Raw genomic sequence first — 16022 nt, 5'->3', positions numbered from 1 at the left:
TCCGTTAGGATTTCGATTGTAGCGCCTGCAGCAGACCGTGACTGGCAAGTTCGACCAGCCGAATGACCTCAGCAAAGCCGTCGTCACCGCCGTAATAAGGGTCCGGCACCTGATCCTGTGGTTCGTCACAGAAATCTAAAAACAAACTGAGCTCGGCGCGCGAACCGGCGGGTTGCAGCGCGCTTAAATCCGCCAAGTTCTGGCGATCCATGGCGACAACTCGATCGAAGCGATCAAAGTCGGCCAGAGTGACCTGGCGAGCGCGCAGGTCATCAATCGGGTAACCCGCCGCTTTCGCCGCGGCTTGTGAGCGTGGGTCCGGCGGATTGCCTTGATGCCAACCGGCCGTGCCGCAACTGTCGGTGCTAACGGCAACGCCCTGCTTGGACGCCATGACGCGAAATACACCTTCGGCCGTCGGTGAACGGCAAATGTTGCCCAGGCAAACAAATAACACCGAGCTCACTGGCCGGCCCACTGCCGATTCAGCGAATCTAACTGCGCTTGGGTATCAATGCCCGGACTGGATGGCGCACAGGCTTCGGCGATCCAAATACCCTCGCCGGCCTGCAGCACACGCAACTGTTCGAGCTTTTCAGTCCGCTCGAGCGCGCTTTCCGGCCAACCGACAAAACGGCGTAACAATCCGGCGCGATAGCCGTAAAGGCCCAAATGACGCTGGACCAACCCCTCGAACAAGGGCTGATCGCCGTCGCGGCTAAACGGAATGCTGGCGCGGGAGAAGTAAAGTGCCCGCCCGGTGTCGGCACGGACCACCTTGACCACGTTAGGGTTGTCGAAATCCGCAGGATCATGGATCGCTTCACTCAGCGTCGACATGCTGGCGTCGCTGTGTTCAATCAGTAGCTGGGCGACTTGGTTCAGCAGGCGCGGCGAGACACTCGGCTCGTCGCCCTGCAAATTGACCACGACCTGGTCGTCACTGAGCTGTAACGATTCGGCAACTTCGGCCAGTCGGTCGGTGCCGGACGGGTGATCATCCCGCGTCATCACGACACGGGCCCCGAAGCCTTCGGCGGCCGCGGCAATACGCCGATCATCAGTGGCGATCACCACCTCACCCGCGTCCGACGCCGTCGCCGACTCCCACGCCCACTGCACCAGCGGCTTGCCGGCCAGCAACAACAGCGGCTTACCCGGCAGCCGCGAGGACCCAAAGCGGGCCGGTATCACACACATAAAGTCTTGCTTCATCCGACCCGTTCCTCGGTCGTCAAGGTTCGAGCGCGCCCTTCCAGCATCACCGGAACCTCATCAATAATCGGAAAGGCCAAGCCGTCCGGCCGGCAGTGCAATTCGGTACGCCCGCCGTTAAGGGTCAATTTGCCTTTGCACAGCGGGCACACCAACAATCCGAGCATCAGCTTTTGCATTGTGCACACCACGCCTTCCAGCGCTGATCCAATTCAACGCAGTTGACCTGGGCTTCTACCACCCAGGTGTCGTCGCCCCCGACGGCGCCGGCTTTGACCACATCTTTTTCGGTCAACAAGACCGGTGCGCCACTGAGGCGAGACTGTATCGACTGACGGTAATCGTAGTGATCGGGCAGCGCGATCCGGTTGATCCGGTAGCCGGCCTGTTCGAGCTGGCTGAAAAATCCCTCGGGGTTGCCGATCCCAGCCACCGCATCCACCACCGGACTTTTATTCAACCCGTGCAGCGGCAGGGTCTGGCGAGTCAGCACATTGCGCAAGGTCATGGCCTGAACCTGAAAGCCCATGCGATCGGCACTGGGCGTGAGGCTGCGCTCGACCACCCAATCCACCGTGTGCAGACGGTCCGGCGATTCGCGCAGCGGCCCGGCCGGCAACAAACGTTCGTTACCCAGTTGGCGCTCCCCGTCGATCACCAGTATTTCCAGGTCACGCCACAAGGGGTAATGCTGCAGCCCGTCGTCACTGATGACCAGGTCAACCGATTGGGTTTTGAGCAGGTAATCGACGGCTTTGGGCCGGTCCGCACAGACCACCACCGGAATACCGGTTTGAACGTGCAGCATCAGCGGCTCGTCGCCGACCACCTCGGGCTCTGAATTTTCGGTCACCACACGCGGCCACTGGCTGGGCACGCCGCCATAACCGCGGCTGACGACACCGGGGCGCAAGCCATTGCGAATGGCCTCGCGCGCCAGGTGCCCGACCAAGGGGGTTTTACCGGTGCCGCCAGCGGTCAAATTGCCCACGATCACGATCGGCACCGGGTACGGCGAAGACTCGCCTTGCCAACCGTCAAGCGCACGCTGACGCCGCCGTACGGACACCACCTCGGTCAGTTTGGACAGTGGCCACAATAACCGCGTCAACACGGTCGGCTGGCCATACCACAGGGCCTCCCAATTCATCCGAGGTCGGCCTGGTGCAGGTTGGCGTAAAGTGAACCCTGCTTCATCAAATCGGTGTGGGTGCCGCGTTCGACAATGCGGCCGTCGGACATGACCACGATTTCATCGGCGTCGCGGATCGTGCTTAGGCGGTGGGCGATCACCAGCACCGCGCGATCCCGCGCCAGAGTTTGCAGGGCATCCTGAAACGCCCGTTCCGACAGGTTGTCCAGAGCGCTAGTAGCTTCGTCCAGTATCAGCACCGGGGCTTGCACCAATAACGCCCGCGCGATGGCCAGGCGTTGGCGCTGGCCGCCGCTGAGTTGGGTGCCATCACTGCCCAACTTGGCATCCAGACCACCCTGTAAACCCTCGGCAAAGGCCTTGGCCTGGGCAAGCTCCAGTGCCGACCACAGTTCGTCATCGCTTAAGTCCAACCCCAAGCACAGGTTTTCACGCAGGGTGCCATCAAACACCACCACCTGTTGGCCGACCCACGCCAGCTGCTGGCGGTAGGCCGCCAGATCAAATGATTGGATGTCTTGCCCGTTCAACTCGATGGTGCCGGTACTTGCCGGGTAAAAACGCGACACCAGCGCCGCCACCGTGGTCTTGCCTGACCCAGATGGGCCGGCCAATGCCACCACCCGCCCTGGGCGCAGGCACAAATCAATATCCGACAGCGCCGGCCCCGTGGCTCCGGGGTAGCTAAAGCCCACCCCACGCAGCGCCAAGGTCGAGAACTCGCCCGGCACAGCGACACCGGCATTCGGCTCGTCGTCCTGGTCCAGCAGCTCAAACAGATCGCCGGCGGCGGCCAAGCCACGCTGCAACACCGCCGATATTTCGCTCAGCTGGCGCAAGGGTTTGGCCATCATCGATGCGGCGCTGATAAAGGCCACAAAGGTGCCGGTCGAGGTCGAACCTAAAAAGCTCTCGCCCAGCGCCAGCCAAACCAGTCCGGCCAAGGACACCGACACCAGCAGCTGAATAAAGGGCACGCTGAATGCCTTGGTCGCCGCCAGTTTGAGGTTTTGAATACGGTTGTGATCGCTAGCGTCGGCGAACTTATCGACCGCCATGTCTTGGGCGCCAAACACACGCAACACGCGCGAGCCTTCGACCACCTCACCGACCTGTTGCGTCAGGTCGCCCATTGACGATTGAATACGCTCGCTTTGGCGGCGAAACGCGCGCCCAGCAACGCCGACGACGACACCGATCAGCGGTGCCACGGCGATAAACACCAGCGTTAACTGCCAGTTAATCCACAGCATGTAGCCCAGCAGCCCGATGACAAAAAATCCTTCTCGGACCATCACCGTGACCGCCGTGGTCGCCGCCTGGGTGACTTGATCGACATTGAATGTGATTCGGCTAACCAGCGCGCCCTGGCCCGATTGATCCAGTGATTGGACCGGCAAACGCAGGTATTTGCTAAACAAGTCGACACGAAAGCCGTGGATTAAATTGCGCGCGACCACTTCCAAAAAGTAGGTACCCAAGAACGTGCCGCAGCCGCGCACAAAGAAAATCAGCACCATCATCAGCGGCAGCCGAATACGTTCGACCGGGTCTTGAGCCTCGACGGCATCAACCAAAATTCGCATTACGTCGGCCAGAGCAGCCCCTGACGCGGCATAAATGACGAATCCAAAGATGCCTAAGCCAAAAATAAATGGGCGTTGCAGCGCGCGCGCCAGCAGGCGCTTATAAAGTTGCCAATCGGTTTGTTTCACTGACCCTACTGGGGTTCCTGTGCTTTGAATCGCAGGCTATTTACGCCGATTTGGCTCGATAAATCCAGTAGTGTAATGACCGCTTGGTGAGGGCTACGCCCGTCAGCCGCCACCACCAAGGTAGTTTGACCTTGGCGAGCACGCTCCAATGCCGCGCCCAATTGCGAGCGTCCGGTTAATGCCGGGCCGCTTTCACCAATCCGGTAACTGCCGTCAGCTTTGACGTAAACCACCAAATCATCCGGGTGGTTATCGGGCGCTTTGCCCGCCGCCTCGGGCAACCGCACCTCAATCGCGCTGGCTTCCAAAAAGCTGGATGACACCATGAAGAAGATCAACAGTAAAAAAACCACATCGATCAGCGGCGTTAAATTAGGGCCGCCGGGGTCGGCAGTGGGTGCGTCAAACGAAAACTTCATACTTAGGCCGCGCGCGCATTGGCGCGCAGCGGTTGCGCCGGACTGGCCGCCAAAAAGCGGTCACAGCAGCCTTCCAAATCAATCAAAATCGCTTTGACACGGCGCAGCAGCAACCGGTGGGCGATGATCGCGGGAATCGCCACCACCAAGCCCGATGCGGTGGTAATTAGGGCCTGGCCGATGCCGCCGGCTAGCACCGAGGCGTCACCGGCTCCGTGCAGCATCAAGGCGCCAAACACGTCGATCATGCCGATCACGGTACCCAGCAATCCGATCAGCGGCGCGACCATTCCAATCACGCCCAACAGCTCCAGGTTACGTTCCAAGTAATGGGCCACGCGCTGGCCTTGCTGGCGCAAGGCCTCTTCACGGACTGAGCGCTCGCTGCCTTGGCGCAAGGCAATCGCCAACACCTCGCCGAGCATGCCGCGCTGGCTGATGATATCGGTTTCCGCGGCCGACGACTGCGCCACCGCTTCGCAGGAATTGCGAATATCAACCGGCATCAATGCGCCGCGCCGCAAAACCCACAAGCGTTCGAGCACGATGCCCATGGCGACGAGGCTGGCGATGAAGATGGGCCACATCAACCACCCCCCTTGAGAAAACACTGTTGTCACGGCACACCTCGTTATTGTCCTTTGCTAAAGGTAGTCAGGATGCGCGTTTTCGCCCTACCCCGAGGTCCAATACCCAAGCGCCCAGCGTGATTCGCGTGCAGGCCGTACAACACCGACTTCCCCGCTTAAATTAATACGCACGGTGCCGACGGAACCGGTCCGCCAGGTGTCGGCACCACCCTGACGCCAGGTCTCCTCGACCAGCGGTGCCGGGTGTGCCCAGCGTCCTAGCCGGGCCTGACTGAAGATGACCCAATCCGGAGACTGCAAGGCCGCCAGGTCACTTGAAAACCCATCACGGGCCCCATGATGGGCGGCCACCAAACCGGTCAGACGCGGAACCCCCTCGACGCGGGCCAGTGCCCACTGTTGGCGGGCCGGCAGGTCCCCCAAAATCCAGATGCGGCCGAACGCACCGGTCAGCTCGACCGCGCAGGACGCCGCATTTTTCGACGCCGGCGGTCCGCCCCACAGCACGCGCACACGAACTGCGTCAAACTGCCACTGTTGGCCGCGATAGCAGGCACCCGCGCCGCGCGCGCCATCGGGCTCGCCGCTGATCAGTTGGGCGACGCCAAAGCGCGCCCGAAACCCGTCCAAGCCGGCGGCATGATCGGCATCGCCATGACTCAACAGCACCAGATCCAGCGAACGGATGCCGGCGCGCACTAGGTCCGGCTGTAACTCGCGTGCAATCCGACCCTGGCGGTTGGGTTGGGCGTTGCCCAGATCAAACACCACCGCGTGGTTGGCCGTGACCAAAGTGATGGCCTGACCGGCACCGACGCTGTAGACGCTCAGTTGCGCCGCCGGCCGCGCCGTCACCCAGCACGGAATTAACACCACCAATAACGCCGCTGCGGGAAACAAAAGCGCCACCGACGCTAGGGTTAACCCCAAGGACTGGGTCATCGACAGGCTGTAGTTTGGCAACCAGGCCAGGTAGGTCATCAGCCCCTCGGCGAAACCGTTCCACGCCCACCAGCTATCGGACAGCCAGCCAAACACCAGCGCCGGCACGCCGACCAGCGACAACAAGGGGACCCACACCAAGTTGCTCGGGACGCTGGCCAGCCCCAGCGGCAGTCCCGCCCAAGCGGTTGATGCCGACAGCCCCATGACCATCGCCAGCCCCCGTCGCCACGCCGGAACCGGGCATTGCAGCGCAATCAAAATCCAGCCAACCGCCAAAAACGACATTTGCGCACCCGGTTGCAGCGCCAACCACGGCCAAATCAACGCGCACACCAATAGCACCAACCAATAAATGCGGGCCGCCGAAAATCCGACGGCAGTGCGCTGGGCCACGGTCCACAACAGACACGCCAAGGCCGCCCGCGAAATCGGCAGCCGTGTTGGCAACAGCCACCAAACAAATACGGCCCCGACCACCCACGCCCAGCGCTGGCCACCGCCCCCTCCGATCAATCGTGCCGGGGACGGCCAGCAGGCGACCACCAAGGCAACCGCGATACCGACATGCAATCCGGAGGGCGAAAACAGGTGCGCCAAACCGCTTTGCTCGACCGCCGCCCAGGTCGTGTGGTCGAAGTCCGGGCGCTGACCGAACGCAATCGCACGGGCCAAGACCGCGGCATCATCGCCGGCGTGATCAAGGCGCCGGCTCAGCCAGGCCCTTAAACTGTCGCTGATGGCCGGTGCGCTGACCGATTCGGGCTGCCCATTGGCCAAACGAGCCTTGGCGAAAAAACCGCTGCCCAGCGCATTGGCCAAGGGATCACCGCGCAAACTGGGTGAATATGCCAGCGGCTTTAGGCGCGCACGAATGGCCCAGGTTTCACCGACCGCGGGTTGCCAGCGGGCCAATGTCCAACTTAACCAGACGCGCTTACCGATCACCTCGTCACCTTGGAAGTCCAGCACACGCGCCGGACCAAAGCCTTGGCCGCGGCTGGTCGCAATCGATTCCAGGCGTACATTGAGGCTGCGCTCGGCACCGCTTAAGTTCAGCGGCCACAGCGTCTGGTGATCCAACGCCAAACGCGTCAGTTGCACGGTCCACAGGGCAGCCAACCACAGACTTTCACGACCGCCGCGGCCGAACAGCCAGCCGACACACGCGAGCGCCAGCACGATCAATGCAGGTATGGGCCCGACAAATGCGGGTGCAAGGGCAACGAAGGCAAGACGAATAAGGCGCATCCGGCTAGACTGAATGAACTAACCCAGCCGCACGACGCAATCACGTGCGCGGGATCACGAACGGACCAAGAAACCTGACATGCCTAGGAAGCTAATGCGCCGCTTTATGCCCGACCCGGCTCGCCTGCGTGGCACCTGGGTTGAACGCGTATTGGGCAAAGTGATCCACGATCCGCATTTGCTGCACCTGAACCGGCGCAGCGTATCGCTGGGTGTTTTGATTGGCTTGTTTTGGGCCTTCACCCCCATTCCCTCGCAAATGGTACCGGCCGCGTTGTGCGCCTGGCTTTTCCGCGCCAACCTGCCGATTTCCATGAGCCTGGTCTGGATTAGCAACCCACTGACGATCCCGCCATTGTTTGTGGCGTTTTACATGACTGGGTCGTGGATGCTGGGCATGCCGATGCTACCGCCGGACGGCGGTATCAACATGGAATGGGTACACCACCGCATGGGTGACTTCTGGAAGCCCGTTCTGCTCGGCTCACTGACCTTTAGCGTCGTGTCGGCCGGGCTCGGTTATGCCCTGGTTCGGACCTGGTGGATATCCACGGTCAGGGCGAACTGGGCTGCGCGTCGAAAGGCACGAGCTGCCCGCCGCAAAGCGTCAACTGACGACTAGTGCTGGCCGCCAAACCACGGTCGTGGGTGACCAGCACCAGCGCCATGTTGGCATCCCGCGTCAGCGACTTCAGCAGGCCTTGAATTTGTTCGGCAGTCTCGTAGTCCAGGTTGCCGGTCGGCTCGTCCATCAACACCACCGGTGGTTGTGGCGCTAACGCCCGCGCAATCGCGACACGCTGGCGCTCGCCGCCCGACAGCGTCGCCGGCAAATGGTCGGCGCGTGCCGCCAATCCGACCTCGGCCAACCACGATCGCCCGACACGCAGGCTATCGGCTTTACTGTGACCGGCCAGACGCAGCGCCAAGGCGACGTTTTCAAGCGCACTGAACTCGCCCAACAGGTGGTGAAACTGAAACACCATGCCCAAACGCCCAGCACGCCAGCGATCACGCGCGGCCTGGTTGCGCCGATCATAGGCTTTGCCGACCAACTCGACGGTCCCCGCGCTTGGCATGCTCAGACCGGCCAACAGGTTCAACAGCGAGGTCTTACCGCTACCGGAGCGCCCGACAATGGCCACCTGCTCGCCGCTGTGAACCGTTAAATTAAGGTCTTCAAACAAGGTCAGGGCGTTATCACCCTGGCCAAACCGCAGCGTCAGATCGCGTGCCTCGAGCACCTTAGTGTCCACCGGCAATCACCTCCGCAGGTTCCGTGCGACTGGCGCGCCAGGCCGGATAAAGAGTCGACAACAAGCACAGCAAAAACGAACCGCCAACGATGGTCGTGATATCCGACCACTGCGGGTCGCTAGGCAGGTATGAAATAAAATAGGCATCGGCGCGAAACAAGGTGAAGCCAAAGGTGGACTCAATAAACGCCAAAATCGCCGGCACGTTAAAGGCCACCGCCAACCCCAGCACTGTGCCGCTGACGATGCCAATCAAGCCAATAAAGACGCCCTGAACGACGAAGGTCAGCAGCACCTCGCCCGGGCCCATGCCCATCACCCGCAACACCGCTATGTCGGCGCGCTTGGCATTGACGGTCATCACCAACGTGGCGACGATATTAAAGGCTGCGACCGCGACAATCATCGCCAACAGCAACCCAATCAGGGTTTTCTCAAGCGCAATGGCTTCAAACAGATTGCCATGCGTGCGCGTCCAATCACGCCCACGGGTGTCGGTCTGGCGCGCCAACAATTGCAGCTGCGACGGCGCATCGAACAGGTTTTCAAAGCGCACGCGGACGCCGTCGGCTTTGCCTTTTTGACGTTTAAGAATGGCGGCGTCTTGCCAGTGCACATACGCCAGATTGGCGTCCAACTCGGCGCCGACTTCAAACACGCCGACCACCGTCAGCCGTTTCAGGCGCGGGCGAACCCCGGCAATGGTCAGGCTGGCTTCGGGAATCAACAAGGTCACCGGATCTCCCAGCGTGACGCCCATCTGGCGCGCCATGATCGCGCCCAGCACAATCCCGTAGTCGCCGGCGTTCAGCGCATCCAGACTGCCCTGAACCATGTGATCGGGCAAAATCGAAACCTCACTTTCCAGCGCCGGATCGATCCCGTAATACAGTAGCGGTTTAGCCGCGCCGGACTGGGTCAGCATGCCCTGACCTTCGATCCAGGGTGCGGCCGCGACCACGCCTTGCGCTTGCCGTGCCTGTGCCACCAGTGCGGGCCACTCAGAGGTGGGTTGGCTGGCGTACAAAACGCCATGCGGAACCATGCCCAAAATGCGCGTGCGCAGCTCGCGATCAAAGCCGTTCATGACGCTTAACACGACAATCAAGACGGCCACACCCAGCGCCAAACCGACCGTCGACACCGTGGAAATAAAGCTGACGAAGGATTCGCCTTTTTTCGAGCGCGTGTAGCGCGCGCCGATCGCGATCGGCAATGAAATTTGCATGCGCGCATTCAACCACAGCCACCCGCGAACCCCAAGGGCAGACCTTGGGACCATGCAACCGGCGGCGCGACTGCTATGTTTTGGCTATGAGCCGAGAACGCAGAAACTACTTCCGACTGAAAGACCGAGTCGCCATTGAAATCAAGCCGCTGGAACGCGCACGTGCGTTGGACCCCACGGCATCGCTGGAAGATTCGGGCACCCGCCGATTTAGACTGCTTAGCGAATTGGAGGCCCTCAGTGGCGAAACCCAATCATTGCTTAGTGCGATCGCCCAACGCGAACCACAACTGGTGCGTTGCCTGCGGTTAATGGAGCGCAAACTCAACTTAATCGCCGAAGCCGCCATCGACCAAGACGATGAGCCGCTGCCCGACGACGAACAAGATGTTTCACTCAGCGCCGGCGGCGTCTCGTTTATCGCTCGCAACCTGGTGGCCGCGGGCGACTACCTGGCGATTCGCATGCTGTTGCTACCTGAACGGGCTGGACTACTCTTAAAGAGTCAGGTGATTTCGGTACGCGAACGCGACGGCCATTTTTTGGTGAGCTGCGAATTTTTGAACATGGATGACGCCGACCGCGCCGTTATCACGCGCCACCTGATGAAAAGCGAAACCCGCCAACGCGCATTGGCGATCACCTGAGGCATCACATGCGACACCTTTTATTGGCTCTGGCCCTGGCCACCCCATTGACCATTGCCGAGACCTTGACGGTGCCCTTGGGCAATCAAGGCAACCCCGCACTGTCGACCCCCACACGCGGCGCCAGCATGTCCAACGTTGCCAAAGCCTTTGGCCAACCGCAGTCGATACGCGCCGGCGTCGGCGATCCGCCCATTACTACTTGGCAATACCCCCAATTCCGCGTTTACTTCGAGTATGACAAGGTTATTCACAGCGTTAAAAACCGCACTGCTGCTGACGCTTAGCGCGTCCATCCAGGCCCAAGAACTACGCCTGATCACCCTGACCCCAGCCCTGACCGAGAGCGTTAAAGCCCTCGGGCGCGGCGATTGGCTGGTTGCCACGGATCAAGCCAGCGACGCCGGATTGCCCATTGTCGGCGACTATCAGCGCATCAATATCGAAGCGATTGTGGGCCTGAACCCGACACACGTGTTGGCCTGGGAAGATTCTACACCGCCTGATTTGGCCGCCAAACTTGACGCCTTCGGGATTCAGCTATGGGTCAGCCAAACCCAAACCCTGGACCAAATTGCCGCCGGATTGGTCGAACTGGGCGAATTAGTGTCCGCCCCCCCAAAGCACGCCGCTCAGTTTGGCCAAGCTTTGAAAGCGATTGGCGAGCGCTACCAAGACCGCACGCCGGTCACTGCCGTTTGGTTAGTGTGGGATCAGCCACTGATGGTCGTTGGCGGTCGCGGATACCAAGCGGACGCGCTGCGCCTGTGCGGGGCCGTCAGCCCCTACAGCGATTTGCCGCTGGCCGCCGCCACAGTCGCACCCGAATCCCTGATCGGGTCGGGGGCACAGCTGTTAATTGCGTCGGATCGCGCCCAGTACCGACGCTTTGAGAGTTGGCACAACATCCCGGCGATCGCGCGTGATCAGTGGTTCCAGCCGTCCGGGGATGCCTTGTCCAAGCCCGGTCCAGGTCTGGTTAGCGGCATACAAGCCCTATGCGACGCCGTCGACAACGCCCGCAAAGCCCGCAAAGCCCTTTGATTTAAGCGCGCGTCTTCCCTAGACTGCGCGGCGAGTGTGGTGACCGACTGGCGTCGGTGTAACAGGGAACTCGGTTAAAGTCCGAGGCTGCCCCCGCAACGGTAAGTTCACAGCAAAGAATTGATATCGCAGAACTGGCTAGGCCACTGCCGCAAGGTGGGAAGGCGCCAGGGAAACCGTCGGATCGGATCGTGAACCAGCCCGGAGACCTACCCCCCTCGACACTTACTCACCCTTGCGGGCGGCATGGGCCATGGAGTTCACATATGAACCACTCCCTGATTGCGGCCGCCTTGGTCGCGGCGAGTACGCCTGTATTCGCTGAAATTGATCCGATTGTTATTACCTATGAATCAAGCCGACTAGGGCTCAATGACCGTCAAACCGCACAATCTATCGACGTTATAACGCGTGAGAAGTTTGAGAAAGCCGGTGCAACATCGCTTCAACAGGCGCTATTACTGGTACCCGGCCTAAGCTTCGCCCTGCCCAGCTCACGCAATAACAAAGGTGACATCCGATTCAACGGCGCACACCAAAAACAGATCTTGGTGATGGTTGATGGCGTGCCTCAAACTGATGGCCGCAATGGCTACCCCGATATGGCCGTGTTTAATCTAAGTAACGTTGAATCAATCGAAGTCATTCGAGGCAACGCCTCCGCGCAGTTCGGCTCTGGCGCTGTCGGTGGAGTCGTCTTGATAAAGACACTTGACGCCACGAGTACGACAACTGAATTAAGCATGAGCCTTGGGTCATTTGGCACCCAAAGCGCCCGGCTGTTCAAATCTTCGGTCAAAGAGTCGGGTGACACTTTGTTTGTCTCAATATCGGGCGAAAGATCTGATGGCTTCGATGTAAAGACTACCGGTAATGGTGATGCCGACGGCTACAAGGACCGCGGCGCCGTGATGAAACTTGGCACGGCGTTCGATAGCGGATACCTACAATTAGGTTTATCAGCCAATCAGGGCGAGACCGAATATGACGATGGCGAAAACGAATTTAAAAACACTGTCGTATCAGCAAGTTTTGATACCAGCGCTTGGCGTGCAACTCACTCATTTTCGTCCTCGCTTAAAAAAGCAGTCGACAACAACAGCCAGACGTACCGACTAAAGCAACACCAAACCGAAGCCGTGTATAACGTCGCAGCGAATCAAATAATTGGCGTCAACGTTTTATTCGAAGATACGAAAGACTCCACCTTGTCCAACGACAAAACGTCGAGGACCAGCGCGCTGTTTGGTGAATCGTTGTTTCAAACTGACGCGGTAAATATCCATGTGGCCGGGCGCGCTGTCACCAGCAATTCATGGGGGCAATACCAAGTTGGCACGGTGTCAATCTCGCGCCGTGATGGACGGTTCAGTCCGTTCATCAATTTTGGTAACTCGTTCCGGGCCCCGACCGCAGTCGACGTTTACGGATATGACGGGAACGCAGATTCGGACTTACTAGACGCGGTCGACATTCCCGCAGCCGCGGATCTTTCGCCCGAAAAAGGTAAAGACCTAGAAGCTGGAGTGAAGATAGATAACGGAAACTTCCAAGCCCGATTTTCGTTACGAGGGTCACGTCTAAATAACGCCATATCCAGCGGCTACACAGGCTCCACATTCGGAGGAGTAACTTATTCGGGCGCTGCCGCCACAAACGTGGACGGCACGACTGAGATATACGGGTTCAATGCGGACCTGACGCACAGAGGCGATTTCGCAACAAATCGACTATCGGTGACTCGAAGTGTCCGAACGGAAAACAATACCGCCAAAACATTTTTCCCAGAATATACCGTGCTCGCGCAGACTCAGTTTAGCTTGCAAGACCTGTCGCTAAACGGCTCACTCCGCCACGAGTCTAAGAGAACCCAGGCTTACTCTAAAGTGGATACGTTTACCGTCGCCGACTTCAGTGCATCCAAACCGATAACGTCAGATGTCGATATTTCACTGTCGATTACCAATGCATTCGACCGTGAATACCTCTACGACAACAGCTTCAATGCTCCCCGCCGAGCTACCACATTGGCGGCAAAAGTACGCTTCTAACCCGCCACCCAGCGGCCATCGTGATCGACAAAACGATGGCCGTACAGGGCGCTTAACTTAGGCTCGGTCAGCATTGCGCTGGCCGAGCCCACTTCCCAGCCATCGCGGCTGACGAACACCACCTGATCGGCCAATCGTGCCGCCCAATCCGGATCATGCCCAACCAACACCACCGAACCCGATGCCCGGCAATGTGCCCGCACCAAACCGGGGACCGTGTCCCAAATGTGCTTGGGATCCAGGTGTTCAGTCGGCTCATCCAGCAGCCAAAGCGGCGTGTCCTGGGCCAATAAACCGGCCAAACGCACACGCTGCCATTCGCCGCCGGACAATGAATCGACCATCCGATCGGCAAACGCTAACATGTCGACCTTGACCAGTGACTCACGCGCCTTTTGTTCGTCTTGGACGCTGTGGCTTTGGTGCCATTGCAGCCACGGCGCGCGCGCGGACAGGACCTGTTCAAACACGGTCATGGGGAACACACGGGCTTCTTCTTGGCTCAAAAAGGCTCGAATTCGGGCGCTGTCAGTACAGTCCGCCAACGATCGTTCATGCCAACGCACCGCCCCGGCCATCACCGGATTCAGCCCGGCCAGGGTCCGCATCAACCAGCTTTTGCCGGCCCCATTCGGGCCCAACACCACCAGCACCTGGCCCGGCGCCAACTGAAAATCGATCACGTTGGCCTGACCGTCAAACGAGGTCCGCAGGGCATCAACGCTTAACATGCACGCCCCGCAGCAAAACCAATAACAAGGGCACACCGATCAACGCCATGATCACGCCCGCGGGCAATTGAATCGGCCGAACCAAGACCTGGCCTAACCAATCCGCCCAAATCAACAAGGCCGCGCCACCGGCCGCACACAGCGGCAGCAATCGCCGGTGCGCACCGCCGTGCCACAGCCGCATAACGTGGGGCACGACCAAGCCGACAAACCCAATCGGGCCGGCCACCGCCACGCACAACGCGGTCAACACACTAACCAGCGCCAGCGCCGCCACTTGGATTTTTTGCACCGGCATACCCAGCACCTGGGCGATGTCTTGGCCACGGGCCATCAGATCCATGACCCGGCCCGCACGCGCCAGCAGCACCACCAACACGACCCAGGGCAGTGCCCACCACAGCGACAACCCGGCCGAGCCAAAGTCGCCCATCAACCAGACCAACGCGGTCTGCGATTGCAACGGGTCACTCAGGGTTAACAACAAACTACCGAGCGCACCACAGGCGGCGCTGATCAGCACACCGGTCAGCAAAAGCCGGACCGGGTCGGCACGGCCGCCACGGGTCAGCGCAAACAGAATTAGGGTCGCCGTCAGCGCCCCGGCCACCGCCAAGGGCGAGCGAAACAGTGGGCTGATGCCGGCGACAGCGCCGGCCATCACCGCCACCGACGCGCCGCCTGACAGGCCCAAAATATACGGCTCGGCGAGCGGGTTTCGAGTCAGAATTTGCAGTAGCAGGCCACAGACCGCCAGTACGCTGCCGACCAAGGCGGCGGCGACCACACGCGGCCAACGCAGGTGTTCAATGATTTGCCAATCCAACGCCCCGGTCGGCCACGCCAACCCACTGAGTGACGCGGCCAACCCCATCAGGCCGACCGCCGCGACAATTGCCAGTCGGCTGGAGTACCCCATCAGGCGCGGCGCAGCACCGCCGCCCGCAGTGTATTGGTCAGCAAGCACGCAATGGTCATGGGGCCGACGCCGCCGGGCACCGGAGTCATCGCACCGGCCACCTCAAAGGCGCCAGCGTCGACATCACCGACCAGCTTGCCGGTATCCAGGCGATTAATGCCGACGTCGATCACGGTAGCGCCGGGTTTAATCCAATCCGCTTTAACAAATCCAGGCCGGCCGACCGCCGCCACCACAATGTCGGCGTCACGGCATAGCGCGGCAATGTCCGCGGTGCGCGAATGGGCCATGGTCACGGTGGCATTCATTTTTTGCAGCAACGCGCTGATCGGCTTGCCGACAATGTTCGAGCGACCCACCACCACGGCATGCAGACCACTCAAGTCATCGCCCAAAGTGTCCGCGACCATCAGGCTGCAACCCAAGGGCGTGCAAGGCACCAATGCGTCAGCGCCGGTCCACAACGCGCCGACATTGACCGGGTGGAAACCGTCGACGTCTTTGGCGGGGTCAATGCGGTCCAAAATCGCGCTGCTGTCCAATCCCGCCGGCAACGGCAGCTGGACCAAAATACCGTCGATGCTGTCATCGGCATTCAAGGCATCAATCAGCGTTTCCAAGGTCGCCTGATCGGTGTCGTCCGCCAAGCGGTGCTCGATCGAGCGCATACCGACTTCTTGGGTTTGCTTAATCTTGCTACCGACATAGACCTGGCTGGCGGGGTCTTCGCCCACCAATACCACCGCAAGCCCAGGAACACAGTCATGGGCGGACTTAAAGTCCGCAACTTGGGTGGTCAATGTCGAGCGAAGTTTGGCGGCAAAGGCTTTGCCATCAATACGGTGGGCGGTCATTCGGTTT

The 16022-nt window shown here is 60.3% G+C and carries 18 protein-coding genes and 1 riboswitch; of the genes, 5 read left to right on the top strand and 13 right to left on the bottom strand.

The window, feature by feature from the left end; all coding sequences use genetic code 11:
* Positions 1–4: 4 nt before the first annotated feature.
* The 8 genes from GH975_RS04280 to GH975_RS04245 all read right to left on the bottom strand — a co-directional run bounded on the left by GH975_RS04280 (position 5) and on the right by GH975_RS04245 (position 7285).
* Positions 5–466: a low molecular weight protein-tyrosine-phosphatase gene (locus GH975_RS04280; protein WP_153713336.1), complete on the bottom strand. Its 462-nt coding sequence runs from the start codon at positions 464–466 to the stop codon at positions 5–7.
* Positions 463–1215: a 3-deoxy-manno-octulosonate cytidylyltransferase gene (kdsB, locus tag GH975_RS04275; RefSeq protein WP_153713335.1), complete on the bottom strand. Its 753-nt coding sequence runs from the start codon at positions 1213–1215 to the stop codon at positions 463–465. Before kdsB ends, GH975_RS04280 begins: the two co-directional genes overlap by 4 nt.
* A complete protein-coding gene (locus tag GH975_RS04270) occupies positions 1212–1394 on the bottom strand; it encodes a Trm112 family protein (protein WP_153713334.1) in 183 nt (60 codons plus the stop codon). The genes kdsB and GH975_RS04270 overlap by 4 nt, the downstream gene beginning before the upstream one ends.
* On the bottom strand, positions 1382–2365 hold the full coding sequence (gene lpxK / locus GH975_RS04265; protein ID WP_153713333.1) for a tetraacyldisaccharide 4'-kinase: 984 nt from the start codon (positions 2363–2365) through the stop codon (positions 1382–1384). The genes GH975_RS04270 and lpxK overlap by 13 nt, the downstream gene beginning before the upstream one ends.
* Positions 2362–4083: an ABC transporter ATP-binding protein gene (locus GH975_RS04260; protein WP_153713332.1), complete on the bottom strand. Its 1722-nt coding sequence runs from the start codon at positions 4081–4083 to the stop codon at positions 2362–2364. Before GH975_RS04260 ends, lpxK begins: the two co-directional genes overlap by 4 nt.
* Positions 4084–4088: 5 nt before the next feature.
* Positions 4089–4502, bottom strand: coding sequence for an ExbD/TolR family protein (locus GH975_RS04255; RefSeq protein ID WP_153713331.1), 414 nt, complete (start codon positions 4500–4502; stop codon positions 4089–4091).
* Positions 4503–4504: 2 nt separating this feature from the next.
* Positions 4505–5089, bottom strand: coding sequence for a MotA/TolQ/ExbB proton channel family protein (locus tag GH975_RS04250; RefSeq protein ID WP_153713330.1), 585 nt, complete (start codon positions 5087–5089; stop codon positions 4505–4507).
* Positions 5090–5176: 87 nt separating this feature from the next.
* A complete protein-coding gene (locus GH975_RS04245) occupies positions 5177–7285 on the bottom strand; it encodes a ComEC/Rec2 family competence protein (protein WP_153713329.1) in 2109 nt (702 codons plus the stop codon).
* 94 nt (positions 7286–7379) lie between these two features.
* Between GH975_RS04245 and GH975_RS04240 the strand changes: the two genes are divergently transcribed.
* Positions 7380–7907 (top strand): DUF2062 domain-containing protein, encoded by a 528-nt coding sequence (locus GH975_RS04240; protein WP_170272533.1) that lies wholly within the window; start codon positions 7380–7382, stop codon positions 7905–7907.
* On the opposite strand, the gene GH975_RS04235 is transcribed toward GH975_RS04240, so the two are convergent.
* Entirely contained in the window at positions 7840–8529 is a 690-nt protein-coding gene (locus GH975_RS04235; RefSeq protein WP_153713327.1) for an ABC transporter ATP-binding protein, read from the bottom strand. The two genes, GH975_RS04240 and GH975_RS04235, sit on opposite strands and share 68 nt — an antisense overlap.
* Before the next feature lies 1 nt (position 8530).
* Positions 8531–9769 carry a lipoprotein-releasing ABC transporter permease subunit gene (locus GH975_RS04230; RefSeq protein ID WP_153713326.1) on the bottom strand — a complete coding sequence of 413 codons (1239 nt, stop codon included), beginning with the start codon at positions 9767–9769 and terminating at the stop codon, positions 8531–8533.
* Between the two features lie 86 nt (positions 9770–9855).
* On the opposite strand from GH975_RS04230, the gene GH975_RS04225 reads away from it, so the two are divergent.
* The 4 genes from GH975_RS04225 (at position 9856) to GH975_RS04210 (ending at position 13511) form a co-directional block, all read left to right on the top strand.
* A complete protein-coding gene (locus GH975_RS04225; RefSeq protein WP_170272532.1) occupies positions 9856–10416 on the top strand; it encodes a PilZ domain-containing protein in 561 nt (186 codons plus the stop codon).
* A gap of 8 nt (positions 10417–10424) precedes the next feature.
* Entirely contained in the window at positions 10425–10703 is a 279-nt protein-coding gene (locus GH975_RS04220; RefSeq protein WP_153713324.1) for a hypothetical protein, read from the top strand.
* Positions 10654–11460 (top strand): helical backbone metal receptor, encoded by an 807-nt coding sequence (locus GH975_RS04215; RefSeq protein ID WP_153713323.1) that lies wholly within the window; start codon positions 10654–10656, stop codon positions 11458–11460. The genes GH975_RS04220 and GH975_RS04215 overlap by 50 nt, the downstream gene beginning before the upstream one ends.
* A 20-nt stretch (positions 11461–11480) precedes the next feature.
* Positions 11481–11691: riboswitch (cobalamin riboswitch) on the top strand.
* 35 nt (positions 11692–11726) lie between these two features.
* On the top strand, positions 11727–13511 hold the full coding sequence (locus GH975_RS04210) for a TonB-dependent receptor plug domain-containing protein (RefSeq protein ID WP_153713322.1): 1785 nt from the start codon (positions 11727–11729) through the stop codon (positions 13509–13511).
* On the opposite strand, the gene GH975_RS04205 is transcribed toward GH975_RS04210, so the two are convergent.
* The 3 genes from GH975_RS04205 to GH975_RS04195 are packed head-to-tail and all read right to left on the bottom strand — an operon-like array spanning position 13508 to position 16015.
* Complete coding sequence (locus GH975_RS04205) at positions 13508–14242, bottom strand: ABC transporter ATP-binding protein (protein WP_153713321.1); 735 nt, start codon at positions 14240–14242, stop codon at positions 13508–13510. The two genes, GH975_RS04210 and GH975_RS04205, sit on opposite strands and share 4 nt — an antisense overlap.
* A complete protein-coding gene (locus GH975_RS04200) occupies positions 14229–15209 on the bottom strand; it encodes a FecCD family ABC transporter permease (protein ID WP_153713320.1) in 981 nt (326 codons plus the stop codon). The genes GH975_RS04205 and GH975_RS04200 overlap by 14 nt, the downstream gene beginning before the upstream one ends.
* Complete coding sequence (locus tag GH975_RS04195) at positions 15161–16015, bottom strand: bifunctional 5,10-methylenetetrahydrofolate dehydrogenase/5,10-methenyltetrahydrofolate cyclohydrolase (protein ID WP_153713319.1); 855 nt, start codon at positions 16013–16015, stop codon at positions 15161–15163. The genes GH975_RS04200 and GH975_RS04195 overlap by 49 nt, the downstream gene beginning before the upstream one ends.
* Positions 16016–16022 lie beyond the last annotated feature (7 nt).

This window comes from Litorivicinus lipolyticus (assembly GCF_009650135.1).
GTDB classification, from domain to species: Bacteria; Pseudomonadota; Gammaproteobacteria; order Pseudomonadales; family Litorivicinaceae; genus Litorivicinus; species Litorivicinus lipolyticus.
Note: the sequence above shows the minus strand (reverse complement) of the source record. Positions and strands in the feature narration are given on the sequence as shown.

Excerpts from the sequence above, each read along its gene's own strand:
- GH975_RS04255 (WP_153713331.1), bottom strand. The coding sequence starts at position 4,502 with ATGAAGTTTTCGTTTGACGCACCCACTGCCGACCCCGGCGGCCCTAAT.
- GH975_RS04195 (WP_153713319.1), bottom strand. The coding sequence starts at position 16,015 with ATGACCGCCCACCGTATTGATGGCAAAGCCTTTGCCGCCAAACTTCGC.
- GH975_RS04205 (WP_153713321.1), bottom strand. The coding sequence starts at position 14,242 with ATGTTAAGCGTTGATGCCCTGCGGACCTCGTTTGACGGTCAGGCCAAC.
- GH975_RS04225 (WP_170272532.1), top strand. The coding sequence starts at position 9,856 with ATGAGCCGAGAACGCAGAAACTACTTCCGACTGAAAGACCGAGTCGCC.
- kdsB (WP_153713335.1), bottom strand. The coding sequence starts at position 1,215 with ATGAAGCAAGACTTTATGTGTGTGATACCGGCCCGCTTTGGGTCCTCG.
- GH975_RS04210 (WP_153713322.1), top strand. The coding sequence starts at position 11,727 with ATGAACCACTCCCTGATTGCGGCCGCCTTGGTCGCGGCGAGTACGCCT.
- GH975_RS04245 (WP_153713329.1), bottom strand. The coding sequence starts at position 7,285 with ATGCGCCTTATTCGTCTTGCCTTCGTTGCCCTTGCACCCGCATTTGTC.
- GH975_RS04270 (WP_153713334.1), bottom strand. The coding sequence starts at position 1,394 with ATGCAAAAGCTGATGCTCGGATTGTTGGTGTGCCCGCTGTGCAAAGGC.
- GH975_RS04220 (WP_153713324.1), top strand. The coding sequence starts at position 10,425 with ATGCGACACCTTTTATTGGCTCTGGCCCTGGCCACCCCATTGACCATT.
- GH975_RS04215 (WP_153713323.1), top strand. The coding sequence starts at position 10,654 with ATGACAAGGTTATTCACAGCGTTAAAAACCGCACTGCTGCTGACGCTT.
- lpxK (WP_153713333.1), bottom strand. The coding sequence starts at position 2,365 with ATGAATTGGGAGGCCCTGTGGTATGGCCAGCCGACCGTGTTGACGCGG.
- GH975_RS04240 (WP_170272533.1), top strand. The coding sequence starts at position 7,380 with ATGCGCCGCTTTATGCCCGACCCGGCTCGCCTGCGTGGCACCTGGGTT.
- GH975_RS04250 (WP_153713330.1), bottom strand. The coding sequence starts at position 5,089 with ATGTGGCCCATCTTCATCGCCAGCCTCGTCGCCATGGGCATCGTGCTC.
- GH975_RS04230 (WP_153713326.1), bottom strand. The coding sequence starts at position 9,769 with ATGCAAATTTCATTGCCGATCGCGATCGGCGCGCGCTACACGCGCTCG.